We start from the raw sequence: 12,379 nt of genomic DNA, 5'->3' as shown, positions 1-12,379 counted from the left end.
AGTGACGGGGAGCGCGGGGCGCGGGTCGCGACCGCCGTCTCACGGGACGTCGGCGGTCCAGGCGGTGCTGGAGAACTTTTCCCGGGCCAGCATCCCGGCCTGGGCCAGTTCGTCGGCGCGCAGCGCGCCGTCGACCATTCCGTGCAGGCGGCGGAAGGTGGCGATCATGTGCTGGATGATCGCCGCGCGCGGCAGGCCGGTCTGGCTGCGCAGCGGGTCGACGCGCTTGGCTGCGCTTTGCGTGCCCTTGTCCGAGAGTTTCTCGCGGCCAATGCGCAGCACCTGGAGCATCTTGGCCGCGTCGATGTCGTAGGCCATCGTGACGTGATGCAGCACCGCACCACCGCGGTGGGCCTGCGCGGCGCCGGCGATCTTGCCGCCCTCGGAGGTGATGTCGTTGAGTGGCTGGTACCAGGCCTTGATGCCGAGCTCGCCCAGCGCTTCCAGTGTCCAGGCATCCATCCAGGCGTAGGCCTCCTGGAAGCTCATGCCCTTGATCAGCGACAGCGGCGCGTAGACCGAATACGTGATCGTGTTGCCCGGTTCGATGAACATCGCGCCACCGCCGGAGACGCGCCGGACCACCTCGATGCCGTGGCGACGCGCGGCCTCGCCGTCGACCTCGTTGCGCAGCGACTGGAACCGCCCGATCACCACCGCGGGGCCGCCCCATTCCCAGATGCGCAAGGTGGGCGGTCGGCGGCCGGCGCCGACCTCGTGGGTCAGCACCTCGTCCAGCGCCATGTGCAGCGCGGGTGATTGCGGATCGGTGTGGATCAGGTGCCAGTCGTGATCGCGCCAGAGCGTGCGGGTCATGCTTCCGTTCCTTGGTCGATGGCGCGACGCACCGCCACGGCGACGGCTTCGGGCGATATGCCGTACATCATCACGCCGGGTGCGAGCTGCGCGCGGATGGCGGCGGCCAGCATGTGTTCGTCGGCGCCGGCGTCCTGGCCTTCCAGGGCGGCATCGATGGCGTGCAGCGCGTCGTCGGGTTCCAGGAAGAAGTCGCCGCTCACCTGGACCCGGGCCAGGCAGCCGTTCTCGATGGCCAGGTCGGCCACGATCAGCTTGCCGCCGGGCATTTTGTATTCGCCGTGCATCCGCCGCTCCGGGCCTTGTCGCTGGCGGGGAAGGGTAATGCTTTTTCCCGCGAAGGATTGCGCCGGCGTGCGCGTGCCGGCGGCAGATCCTTGCGGTATTTCCGGCTAGGTTCCCGGGGACGTGTTCAAGGCCACGGCGGCGTGAACGAGTGCCTTCAATGCCTTCTCGTCGATTTCGTCACCCTCGTGAAAATCGATGGCGCGCCGCGTGTTGCCTTCCATGCTGGCGTTGAACAGACCTGCCGGGTCCACCAGTCTGGCGCCCTTGGCGAAGGTCACCTTCACGACGTTCCTGTAGGTCTCGCCGGTGCAGAGCATGCCGGCCTGGGACCACACCGGGACGCCGCGCCATTTCCATTCCTCGACCGCCCCGGGGGCGGCCTGCCTGATGATCGTGCGGAGGCGGGCGAGCGTCTCGCCGCGCCAGTCCGCCAGCTCCTCGATGCGTGCGTCGAGGAGCCGGGAAGGCGTCAGGGGATCGGCGGTCCGGGGCATGGGTGGCGGTTTTGCCATGACGGTCACCGCACCTCGTTGATGCGTACGTGGTTGCCCGCCGGATCGCGGAAGGCACAGTCGCGCACGCCGTAGGGTTGCTCGGTCGGTTCCTGGATGACTTCGGCGCCGCTGGCTTCGAGACGCGCGAAGGTCGCATCGAGGTCGCGGCTGGCCAGGATGATCATGGCGAAGGTGCCCTTGGCCATCATCTCGCCGATGGTGCGGCGCTCGTCGTCGGTGAGGCCGGGCGCGGCGGCCGGCGGGTGCAGCACGATCGAGGTGCCGGGCTGGCCGTGCGGGCCGACGGTGATCCAGTGCAGGCCGTTGTACTCGACGTCGTTGCGCACTTCGAAGCCGAGGGTGTCGCGGTAGAAGGCCAGCGAGGCCTTCGGGTCGTTGTGCGGCAGGAAGGTGGAGTGGATGGTCAGGTCCATGGCGTTCGCTCCTGTGTGGGGAGCGCTCAGTCTAGGTGCGGCTCGCCGGCGGGCGCTTCTCGATTCCTGATCGGTCGCGTGACCTGCTTGGCTACGCAGGAAGGGATGCCGGATGTCGCCTGTGTTTCGCGGGCGCGGTAGGCACTGGGCGACATGCCCACCAGTTCGGTGAAGCGCGTGCTGAACGTGCCCAGCGAGGCGCAGCCGACCGTAAAGCAGACTTCGGTGACGCTGAGGTCGCCACGACGCAACAGCGCCATGGCGCGCTCGATGCGCCGGGTCATCAGGTAGGCGTAGGGGGATTCGCCGTAGGCGAGCTTGAACTGGCGGCTGAGGTGGCCGGCCGACATGCCGATGCCGCGGGCGAGGGCTTCGACGTCCAGCGGTTGCGCGTATTCGCGGTCGATGCGGTCGCGCACGCGGCGCAGGCGCGCGAGATCGCGCAAGTGCGTGGCGGGAGCGGGTGGGCCGGGGGGCGTCATCGCCCGAAGTGGAGCACAACGATGTGCGCGGATGCCACCGTTGGGCGGCGCGGGGTCGAGCGCGGTGGTGCGGGGTGCGATGTCCGGCCGACGGACGTCAGTGGCCGTGGTGGTGGAAATGTCCGCTGCCGGCACCGATCGAGACGCTGACGCCGCCGGTGGGATGGTCGCAGCTGCCGAACGCCTTGCTGAGGCTGACCGTGCCGCGCTGGTAGTTGCCATCGACGTGGCTGCCGCTCATCACGCCCATGCCGACGCTGCCGTGGACCTGCGGTTGGTTGTAGGTGGCGTCGTCACAGTCGTCGGTGGCAATGCTTTCGTCGGCGGCGGTGCGACCGCTGTGGTCGCCGTAGTAGACGCCCGGGGCGCTGGATGGCTTCGGTGCCGTGCTGGCCGGCGCAGGCAGGTCGCTGGGCGGGAGCTTGAGGTTGAGCGGATGGCCGGTGCTCTGTGCCCAGGCTGGCGTGGCCAGGAGGGTGGCAAGAAAGGTGGCGGCGGGAAGCAGGGAGCGCATGGGCGGGGATCCGGTCGGGCGGTGCCTGTATTCAACGGGCGGGGCGCGGTCGCGTGTACCGGGGTTGGAGTGGTGGTGGGAAGGAAAGTTCGGAGTGGCGGGAGACAACATTTCTTCCTCTCCCCTCCGGGGAGAGGATCGAGGTGAGGGGCCGGGGCTCGCGGGGATGTGCGATCAGGTCTCACGCACCGGCGAAGGCTGCCGCCAGAGTGGGCCCCTCACCCCAACCCTCTCCCCGGAGGGGGGAGGGAGCACATGCGTCAGCACTTCTTCCTCACCCCTCCGGGGAGAGGACCGAGGTGAGGGGCCGGAGCTCGCGGGGATGTTTGATCAGGCCTCACGCACTGGCGGAAGGCTGCCGCAAGAGTGGCCCCTCGCCCCAACCCTCTCCCCGGAGGGGAGCGCGTGCACAACGCGTCAGCTTTGCTTCCTCTCCCGGGAAAGAGAGGAAGCACATCGCGTCAGCCGGTGGTTTCGATCCGCTCGACGCGGCGCAGGCCGCGCGGCAGCAGGCCGCCGCGGGTGGCGCGGTTGCCGCCGTATTCGACCAGATCGTTCCAGCGCAGCGTGAGCTTGCGCTGGCCGGCGTAGAGCGTGACTTCGCCCTTGCCCTCGGCCACCACGGCGATGCCGGCCACCCGTTCCTCGCCGCTGGTCAGCTTGGCCTTGGGCACCTCGATCAGCTTGTTGCCCTTGCCCTTGTCCAGTTCCGGCAATTCGGCGACGGAGAACATCAGCAGGTGGCCCTCGGTGGTGACCACCACGATGCGGTCGCGTGCCGGGTCGGCGCTCGCCTGGGGCGCCAGGATCTTCGCCCCCTCGCTGAGGCTGATGATCTGCTTGCCGGCCTTGTTGCGTCCGGTGAGCGCTTCGAAGCGGGTGACGAAGCCGTAGCCGAAATCCGTGGCCAGGATCAGCCGCGTGTCGTTGTCGCCGGCGGTCAATGCGTCGAAGCTGGCGCCGGCCGGCGGGCTGAAGCGGCCGGTCAGCGGATCGCCGTTGCCGCGCGCGGAAGGCAGCGTATGGGCCGGTGTGGAGTAGCTGCGGCCGGTGGAGTCGATCACCGCGATCTGCTGGGTCGTGCGCGCCTTCACCGCCGCGAGCAGGCCATCGCCCTCGCGGTAGTTCATGCCCTCGGCGTCGACGTCGTGGCCTTTGGCGGCGCGGATCCAGCCCTTCTGGGACAGCACCACGGTCACCGGTTCGCTGGCGACCAGCGCGCTTTCGTCCAGCGCCTGCGCCACTTCGCGCTCGATGAGCGGCGAGCGACGCTCGTCGCCGTATTTGGCGGCATCCGCCTGCAGTTCGCCCTTGATCAGGGTCTTGAGCTTGGCCGGCGACTTGAGCAGCACGTTGATGCGCGCGCGCTCTTCTTCCAGCTGGTTGCGCTCGGCCTCGATCTTCATTTCTTCCAGGCGAGCCAACTGGCGCAGCCTGGTTTCCAGGATGTAGTCGGCCTGTTCCTCGGACAGCTTGAAGCGCTTCATCAGCACCGGCTTGGGCTCGTCCTCCGAGCGCACGATGCGGATCACCTCGTCCAGGTTGAGGTAGGCGATGTGCAGGCCTTCGAGCAGGTGCAGGCGCCGCTCCACCTTGCCCAGACGATGGGTGAGGCGGCGGGTCACCGTGTCGGTGCGGAAGGTCAGCCACTCGGTGAGGATCTTCTTGAGGTCCTTCACCTGCGGGCGGCCGTCCAGGCCGATCATGTTGAGGTTGACGCGGTAGCTTTTCTCGAGGTCCGTGGTGGCGAACAGGTGCTGCATCACCTCGGCCGAATCCACGCGATTGGAGCGCGGCACCACCACCAGGCGAATCGGATTCTCGTGGTCGGACTCGTCGCGCAGGTCCTCGACCATCGGCAGCTTCTTCGCGCGCATCTGCGCGGCGATCTGCTCGAGGATCTTCGAGGGGCTGACCTGGTGCGGCAGCGCGGTGATGACGATGTTGCCGTCCTCCACCTGGTACACCGCGCGGGCGCGCAGCGAACCGTTGCCGGTCTGGTAGATCGACAGCAGTTCCTTGCGCGGGGTGATGATCTCCGCCGCGGTCGGATAGTCCGGGGCGGGGATGTGCTGCGCCAGGTCGGCGACGGTGGCGTCGGGGTTTTCCAGCAGGTGGATGCAGGCGGCCACCACCTCGCGCAGGTTGTGCGGCGGGATGTCGGTGGCCATGCCCACGGCGATGCCCATCGAACCATTGAGCAGCACGTGCGGCACGCGCGCGGGCAGCCAGGAAGGTTCCTCCAGCGTGCCGTCGAAGTTCGGCACCCAGTCGACCGTGCCGTGCGCCAGCTCGCCCAGCAGCGCCTCGGCGATCGGGCTGAGTTTCGATTCGGTGTAGCGCATCGCCGCGAAGCTCTTCGGGTCGTCGGGCGAGCCGAAGTTGCCCTGGCCGTCGACCAGCGGGTAGCGGTACGAGAACGGCTGGGCCATCAGCACCATGGCTTCGTAGCAGGACGAATCGCCGTGCGGATGGAACTTGCCGATCACGTCGCCGATGGTGCGCGCGGACTTCTTCGGCTTGGCGGTCGCCGCCAGGCCCAGCTCGCTCATCGCGTAGATGATGCGCCGCTGCACGGGCTTCAGGCCGTCGCCCACGAAGGGCAGCGCGCGGTCGAGCACCACGTACATCGAGTAGTCGAGGTAGGCCCGCTCGGCGTATTCCTTGAGCGGGATCTGTTCGAAGTTGGCTTGCAGGTTCATGCGGGGGCTTTCGTGCACGGATAACCGGCCGATGGTGCCAGATCGGCCGCGGGCGGGACAGGTCGAGCCTCGTCCCGCCCCGGGGGCGTCACAGAAACGCCAGGCTGCCGATCTTTCCGTGGGTGTCCTTGCTGCATACGACCTGCACGGTCACGGCACGGTGCGCGAAGGTCATCGGGGTGCGGACGAAGGCGTCCTTGCCGTCGTCCTGGAACACGGTCGGCTTGCCGTGGGAGACGTAGGCGCCGAATTCCCGGTTCATGTCGGCCCAGTCGCTCTTGAGCGATTCAGGCGAGGACATGGCGCTGGCGAAGCCGTTCAATTGCTGGTGGGCGGTGGCGTAGTCGCCGGACACGAACGCCTCGGTGAACTTGGGTGCGAGGGCGAGGCACTGGTCGCCCAGCGTCGAGGCGTGGCTGGCGCCTGCCGCGCAGCAGGCGAGGGACAGGGCGAGAAGCGTGGATGTGCGCATGGGCTTTTTCCTTTGGTTGAGTGCCGGGAACCGGATCAATGGGGTCCGCGCGGTCCGCGGGCCTGCTTGAAGTAATAGGCCGCGCCGGCCTGGAAGCCCTTGGCGAAGGTCATCACGTTCTGTTTGACGCCGACCTTCATCTGCGGGCTGGTCATGAACTGCTCGAAGGTGTCGGCCGACATGTCGGGCAGGCTCATCTTCACCGACCCCTTGATCAGGCCCAGGTCGATTTCGTAGACCTTGATGTCCTTGATGGCTTTGACGCCGGCGATCACCTTGCCGATCTGCGCCGTATAGGCCTGGGCTGCGGCCAGGACCTGGGGGTAGTCCTGTGATTCGAGCGAAAAGGCGCTCACGCTCCAGACCGCGGTGTCGATGCCGACCAGGCCGCCGACCATGAACTGCAGATAGTCGCCGTTGTTCGGGGCGACCGGTTCCAGCGCCATCACGTAGTCGGCGAAGCTGCCGTGCTCGCCGGTATCGGTCAGGGCGATGGTTTCGTAGGTGTCCGGGTCGATTTCCAACCAGGCCCAGCGATCCTCGCCGTAGATGCGGGCCGGCCTGGTGGGCACCAGCAGCACCTTGTCCGAACCCTTCGCCCGGGCGATCAGCGTGGCGGGCATGGCTTGCGCCTGCATGTATTTCACATCGTCGGCGCGGCCCTCGCGCAGGCTCATCAGGAACCGGGTGTCGGCGGGACTGCGGCTCCAGACTTCGGCATAGTCAGCGCCCTGCAGTGGCAGTGCGGCGCCTTCCAGATGCGAGGCGAACATGCCGCTCATCAGGTTGAAGGCGTGGCGCGCATCCGGCTCGCCGCTGTGCAGGTCGTTGGCCGACTGCATCAGGTCGACGCTGGTGCGCAGGCGCGACGGATCGCCGTAGCGCTGCACGGTGATCAACAGCGCGCGGGCGCGGTCGGTGCGGCCGGCGGTGACGCCGAGCTGTTGCGCCAGGTCGGACTCGTAACGGCTCTGGCCGGCGACGAAGCGGTAAACGATGCTGCGCGTGTACCAGTCCAGGGCCGTATGCACGGTGGGCCTGGCGACCGCGTGGTAGGCGGCGTCGGCGGCCTTCTGCAGTGGTGCGGCGGCCTCCGGCGGCAGGTCCGGCAGGTTGGCGGCGAGGGTGAAGAACACGCCGGCGATGTCCTGGCCTTTCTTGAGCGTGATCGCATGCGTAAGCGTGTGGCCGGGCAGGGCCAGTTCGATGCGCGCGCCGGTCACGGTGTACTGGTGCGGGTCGACGTAGGCGTCGCCGGGCACCTGCAGGGTCTGGTTTTCCAGCACGGCGGTGTAGAGCCCTTTTGCGCGCCGACGCGGATGTCGACCGGCGCGCGGCCCAGTGCGTCCAGCGCCAGCGTGGTGCGCAGCACGCGCACGTCCTTGTCCCTGGCCGGTCCGGCGCTGGCGCCGGTCAGCGCGTCGGCCATGGTTCCGGTCATGGCGGTGAGGCCGCGTGCCTGGCGCGGGTGGACCTGGAAGTAGACGCGGATCTGTGCTTCCTGCGGCGTCATCGTGCGGTCGTCCTGGTCGGCCGGGAGGAAGGCCAGTCCGCCGAGTTCGGACAGGTCGCGCATGAACGGCACCAACAGCAGCTTCGCGTCGCCCTTGGCGTCGGTGTAGGACCAGGCCGGCAGGGAGGTCTCCTTCGCCTGGTCGATGTGGCCGAGTGTGGCGAGCGCCTTGCGTCCGGCGTCGGTCAGCGTCACCGCGCGCAGCTGGGGTGCATAGCCGAGCCGCGCGAGCAGGCCGCCGGCGAGGTGGGCCAGGTCGCCCTCGTTGCCCCAGCCCTGGGTGAGCACGGACTCCGGCGCGCTGCGGTAATACCAGTAGGCGTCAGGCGAAGGCAGCCAGCGCAACGAACGCAGCAGCGCCTGTGCGCCGGCGAGGCTGGCGACGGCGTTGAGCTTGATGGTGCCGGCCAGCGCCGGCGGCGGCACCGGGGCATCCTGCGCCGGGCCGGCGGCCGTGGTCGGTGGCGATTGGCTGGCGGCCACCTGCGCGCGATGGGTGGCGATGGTGTCCTTCAGGGCGATCGCCAGCGCGTGCTCGAAGCGGCGGTCGACCGCCGGCTCGACGCGATCGACCAGCAGCCCGCCCTGCGCGTAGGCGGCCTTCGCGAGCGGCAGCCTGAGGTCGGGGAAGAAGCTCGATTGCAGCGTGACGCCGCGCTTGCCCCAGGCGCGCGGGATGGCGAACACCAGCAGCCCGCGCCGGCGGCCGCCGTCGAACACCTGCCAGTCGCGGTCGATGCCCAGGGCCGTGCGGTCGGTCAGCGCATCGGGCCATGCCTGCGCCGGGCCGTCCGCGGGCGGTGTGCCGTCCGGCACCAGCGTAAAGGCGCCGCGCAGGCCGGACAGGCCAGTACCGGGCTGGGTGTTGGCCACGGTGACGTCGGCGACCACGTAGTTGCCGTAGGGCCAGTTGGGTGACGTGGCGGGCGCGAAGGCATTGACGGTCAGGTCCATGCCCTTGGCGTGGAAGGTCGGCCCGGTCGTCGCCGCGGTGCCTGCGCTGCCGCCCGCGACCGGAAGCAGCGACGCGCCGCCGGCCAGGTCGCAGTACAGGCCCATCGGCGCGTCCTTCAGCGCCGCGGGCAGCTGGAAGGCGAAACGCACCTGGTTGGATGAGCCGGGCGCCAGCGTGACCGGCCACAGGAAGCCGAACGGCAGGCGTGAGGTCGCGTTGTTCACCGGCAGCATGAACGGGCCCTGCGGCGTGTCCACGCGGAGCAGGAACCGCTGCGCCGGCGCGAGGTGCAGGTCCGCCTGCATCTTCGAATCCATCCGCGCCTCGATGATCTTGAATACGCTGTCTGCGCCGGCGGCGACGTCCTCGATGCGGCCGAGGTCCTCGCTGGCGGTCAGGTGCATGGCGAAGGTGTCCGCCTGCCGGGCGGTGCTCCGGGGCAACGCGGTGAGCGCCAGTTCGCGCGGCACCGGCGCGCCGACCAGTGGCAGCGTGATGTGGCCGTTGGCGGTGTCGTAGAAATCCGCCGAGAGCTGGTCGATGGCGACATCGGGCACCAGGAACACCAGCGCGCCGTGCACGGTCTGGTCGGGCGCGAGGCGGATGTCGTTCTCGCCCGGCGCGGCCAGCGGTGATTGCGCCAGCCAGGTGGCCGGCGAGGCGGGCCACGCGCCGGCCTTGTTCACCGTGACGAAGAAGTGCGAGGCGAAGTCGGGGATCAGATACGTCGCGCCTTCCGCCTGGATGTTCTTCATCGTCATGTCCAGCGCCAGGAACACCTGGCCGCCGGGCGCGTCGATGCCGTGGAAGCGCTTCATCAGGTACAGCTCGCGCGCGTGCCACTGCATCGCCTGGTTCGTGCCGCCGGCATCGAGCGTGATGCGCTTAGTCAGGATCACGTCCTGGCTGGGGATGTCGCGGCCGTACACCAGTGCCGCGGCCGCGTCGCCGTATTGGGGGGCCTTCAGGCCAGTGCGGTAGCGGATCGTGTCGAAGGCGTAGCGCTGCGTGGAGCTGCGCAGCACCGGGAAGTCGAGCAACTGCGTATCGGCATCGTGGCGTGCGTGGCCGTCCGTGGCCGGCCCGTTCACGGTGATGGTGAGCGCCGCCTTGCCGGCCGGGCGGGCACGCGCGCTGGCGAGCACGTCGGCCAGCGCCTTGCCGAGCACGGCCGGATCCTCGGAGATCACGAACCGTCCTCCGGACATTTCGGCCGCATGCCGGAACGGCGCATCGGGCGCGCCGGTGCCCATGCCCACCCACAGCGACTGGATGCCGGCCGCCTTGATCTTCTGCAGCAGTTGGTCGAACTGCGGCCGGTCGTCCTTGGCCACGTCCAGCGCGGCGTCGGTGAGGTAGACGATCACGCGCTTCTGCGCCGGCACCTCCTTGAGCGAAAGGTAGGCCTTGTTGACCGAGCCGAGGATGTCGGTGCCGGGGCCGGTGTCCAGGCTGCCCAGTGCCTGCAGCAGGTCGGATTTGCGCTGGGTGAACACCTGTCGCACGTTGACCGCGCCGGAGAAGCTGATCAGTTGCGCCAGGCTGTTCGCCGGCATCTGCTCGATGAAGGCGTGGAACAGGTTCTTCATCTTGTCGATGCGGTAGTTGCAATAGTCGCAACCGGCACCGGTGGGCGCGGTGTCCATCGACAGGCTGACGTCGGTCGCCAGCGTGATCACCGGCAGGTCCGAGGGCGCGGCCGCGCGCGGGCGCGCGTAGGTGGCGGTGTAGCGGTTGCCCAGGCGGTCGTTGATCGAGGCGAACACGTGCTGCAGGGCGGCGGTGTCGTCGGCCGGGTAGTAGGTGCCTTCGGACATGCCGGCCAGCTCCTTCAGCGTGCTGCCGTCGTGGCCCTTGCCGAAGCCGATGGTGAACAGCGGGATGTGCGCGTTGGCCACCGCCTGCTTCACCTGCGCCCTGGTTGCGCTGCTGCCCTTGCCGGAGTGGTCCTCGCGGCTGTCCACGCCGTCGGTGAACACGACCAGCGTCGGGCGCTGCTCGCCGTCGAGCTGTTTGAGCCCGGCCAGCACCGCGTCGTACAGCGCAGTCGAGCCGTTGGCGCGGATGCCGCCCAGGTTGCGTAGCGCGTCGGCCTTGCCGGTGCCCTTGAGCGGGCGGATCTGCGAGTCGAAGTCGATCAGCTGCACGCGGCTGCCGTCCGGCAGGCCCCGCACGAAATCGCGCGCCGAGGCGAGCACGCGTGTCATGGAGCGCGCCATCGAACCGGAGGAGTCCAGCACCAGCACCAGGCTGGGCGGCGTCTTCAGGCGCTCGATGCCGAGCACCCGGGCGTCCTGCCCGCCTTCGACGATGTGCGTGTTGGCGGGCGTGGGTACCAGCTTCGCGCCGCTGCCGTCCTGCAGCATGAAGTCCACCGTCGCGCTGTCGCCGTGCGCGGCGGCATCGAGGATGCGCAACTGGCTGCCGGTGCCGGCGGCCGTGTCGATCGCGGGATTGCGGTAGGCGCGCTCGACCAGCGAGCCGACGTCGAGCACGGTCATCTGTCCCGCACTGACCGGCACCAGCCGGGTGGCGAGAGTGTCGGAGGTGGCCTTGAGGGTGTTGGGCACCAGGGTGACGTTCCAGTAGCCCGAGGGCAGCCAGAACAGCGTGTCGCCCTCGGGCGTGCGCGTGCCGGTGCGGTCCAGTTCGGGGTGATGCAACGAAATGCCGGCCGGCTCGCGCACCTGCACCTCGCCCAGCGCCGCACCGCGCACCTTGAGCGCGCCGAGGCGCTCGCCGGCGTGCACCGGCATCAGGTCATCGCCTTCCTCCAGCGTGACGGTCAGCTGCTTCGGATCCGTCTTGCCGCTCCATTGGAGTTTCCACTGGATCGGCTGGTCGCTGTCCTGCGGCAGGTCGTCGAGCGTGTAGTCGTGCGTCTTGTAGGCGTAGAGCGCGCGCTGGTAGTGGAGGTCGCGCCGGTAGCGGCCCTGCAGGAACGTGTTCTGGCCATGCAGGGTGACCGCGCCATCGGCGAGGCCGAGCTTCAGGCTCTGGAAGCGGTGCCCGGGGTTCTCGGTGGTGAAGTAGATCGTGCCGTCCCTGAAATCCGCGGTGCGGAAGGTCAGCGCCTTGCCGTCGCGCAACTGCAGCTGCTTGCACACGGTCAACCGGTAGCCGCCGCCCTGCGGCTCGGCGATGCCCCACCAATCCTCGCCCGCGCCGTCGCGCGCGTGCACCACCAGGCCGTCGCGACCGCCGGGGAAGCTCTCGCCACCCAGTTGCGCGATGTAGCGCGACAGGTCGTCGAGGGCGGGCGTGGACTTGTCGTGCCAGTCGACCTGCAGTTGCCAGGTCTCGCCGCTGGTCGAGCGGACGGTCTCCATGTGGGCCCTGTCGACGTAACGCAGGTCCAGGCGCGCGTTGGCGGCGTGCTTGATCTGCCCATACGCCTTCTGCGCGCCGAACGGGTTGATGTAGGGGACGGCCATGTCCCAGGCGCCGACGGGATAGGTTCTGCGCGCGGGCGCGACGGCTGCCGATGCCGCCCGGGCCGGCGCCGCAGAGGCGACGGGGCGTTGCGTGGCGACGAGCGTCGTGGGCTGCGCGGCGGCGTCTGGCTGGCCCGCCTGCCCGTGGCGCCACCACAGCACGCCGGTGGCAAGGGCCACGCCTGCGACGACGGCGAGCAGCTTCACGGCGGTGCCGGTCCTGATCATGTTGCGTACCTTCTGATGGCGCGGGCGGTGGCCTGACGTGCGACGCG

10 protein-coding genes are annotated in these 12,379 nt (G+C 69.1%); all 10 read right to left on the bottom strand.

What is annotated here, in order from left to right; all coding sequences use genetic code 11:
• Positions 1-39: 39 nt before the first annotated feature.
• The 10 genes from ACFWZ3_RS03885 to ACFWZ3_RS03840 all read right to left on the bottom strand — a co-directional run bounded on the left by ACFWZ3_RS03885 (position 40) and on the right by ACFWZ3_RS03840 (position 12,332).
• Complete coding sequence (locus tag ACFWZ3_RS03885) at positions 40-816, bottom strand: lipoate--protein ligase family protein (protein ID WP_439706467.1); 777 nt, start codon at positions 814-816, stop codon at positions 40-42.
• The gene (locus ACFWZ3_RS03880) at positions 813-1,103 is read right to left on the bottom strand and encodes a biotin--protein ligase (protein WP_439706466.1); all 291 of its coding nucleotides are present in this window, start codon (positions 1,101-1,103) and stop codon (positions 813-815) included. Before ACFWZ3_RS03880 ends, ACFWZ3_RS03885 begins: the two co-directional genes overlap by 4 nt.
• Before the next feature lie 105 nt (positions 1,104-1,208).
• Positions 1,209-1,616: a DUF1801 domain-containing protein gene (locus ACFWZ3_RS03875; RefSeq protein WP_439706599.1), complete on the bottom strand. Its 408-nt coding sequence runs from the start codon at positions 1,614-1,616 to the stop codon at positions 1,209-1,211.
• Between the two features lie 5 nt (positions 1,617-1,621).
• A complete protein-coding gene (locus ACFWZ3_RS03870; protein WP_439706465.1) occupies positions 1,622-2,032 on the bottom strand; it encodes a VOC family protein in 411 nt (136 codons plus the stop codon).
• A gap of 26 nt (positions 2,033-2,058) precedes the next feature.
• Positions 2,059-2,478, bottom strand: coding sequence for a helix-turn-helix transcriptional regulator (locus ACFWZ3_RS03865; protein WP_439706464.1), 420 nt, complete (start codon positions 2,476-2,478; stop codon positions 2,059-2,061).
• Positions 2,479-2,611: 133 nt separating this feature from the next.
• Positions 2,612-3,028 (bottom strand): hypothetical protein, encoded by a 417-nt coding sequence (locus tag ACFWZ3_RS03860; RefSeq protein ID WP_439706463.1) that lies wholly within the window; start codon positions 3,026-3,028, stop codon positions 2,612-2,614.
• A gap of 461 nt (positions 3,029-3,489) precedes the next feature.
• Positions 3,490-5,730, bottom strand: a complete 2,241-nt coding sequence (parC, locus tag ACFWZ3_RS03855; protein ID WP_439706462.1) for a DNA topoisomerase IV subunit A — start codon at positions 5,728-5,730, stop codon at positions 3,490-3,492.
• A gap of 88 nt (positions 5,731-5,818) precedes the next feature.
• Positions 5,819-6,202: a hypothetical protein gene (locus ACFWZ3_RS03850; RefSeq protein WP_439706461.1), complete on the bottom strand. Its 384-nt coding sequence runs from the start codon at positions 6,200-6,202 to the stop codon at positions 5,819-5,821.
• Positions 6,203-6,237: 35 nt separating this feature from the next.
• Positions 6,238-7,488, bottom strand: a complete 1,251-nt coding sequence (locus tag ACFWZ3_RS03845) for a hypothetical protein (RefSeq protein WP_439706460.1) — start codon at positions 7,486-7,488, stop codon at positions 6,238-6,240.
• The gene (locus tag ACFWZ3_RS03840; RefSeq protein ID WP_439706459.1) at positions 7,422-12,332 is read right to left on the bottom strand and encodes a VWA domain-containing protein; all 4,911 of its coding nucleotides are present in this window, start codon (positions 12,330-12,332) and stop codon (positions 7,422-7,424) included. Before ACFWZ3_RS03840 ends, ACFWZ3_RS03845 begins: the two co-directional genes overlap by 67 nt.
• Between the last annotated feature and the right edge of the window lie 47 nt (positions 12,333-12,379).

This window comes from Frateuria sp. GZRR35, assembly GCF_051900415.1.
GTDB lineage: Bacteria > Pseudomonadota > Gammaproteobacteria > Xanthomonadales > Rhodanobacteraceae > Frateuria_A.
Note: the sequence above shows the minus strand (reverse complement) of the source record. Positions and strands in the feature narration are given on the sequence as shown.

Bases quoted from the DNA above. Each gene is read 5' to 3' on its own strand.
- ACFWZ3_RS03885 (WP_439706467.1), bottom strand. From the start codon at position 816: ATGACCCGCACGCTCTGGCGCGATCACGACTGGCACCTGATCCACACC.
- ACFWZ3_RS03870 (WP_439706465.1), bottom strand. From the start codon at position 2,032: ATGGACCTGACCATCCACTCCACCTTCCTGCCGCACAACGACCCGAAG.
- ACFWZ3_RS03875 (WP_439706599.1), bottom strand. From the start codon at position 1,616: ATGGCAAAACCGCCACCCATGCCCCGGACCGCCGATCCCCTGACGCCT.
- ACFWZ3_RS03840 (WP_439706459.1), bottom strand. From the start codon at position 12,332: ATGATCAGGACCGGCACCGCCGTGAAGCTGCTCGCCGTCGTCGCAGGC.
- parC (WP_439706462.1), bottom strand. From the start codon at position 5,730: ATGAACCTGCAAGCCAACTTCGAACAGATCCCGCTCAAGGAATACGCC.
- ACFWZ3_RS03850 (WP_439706461.1), bottom strand. From the start codon at position 6,202: ATGCGCACATCCACGCTTCTCGCCCTGTCCCTCGCCTGCTGCGCGGCA.
- ACFWZ3_RS03880 (WP_439706466.1), bottom strand. From the start codon at position 1,103: ATGCACGGCGAATACAAAATGCCCGGCGGCAAGCTGATCGTGGCCGAC.
- ACFWZ3_RS03860 (WP_439706463.1), bottom strand. From the start codon at position 3,028: ATGCGCTCCCTGCTTCCCGCCGCCACCTTTCTTGCCACCCTCCTGGCC.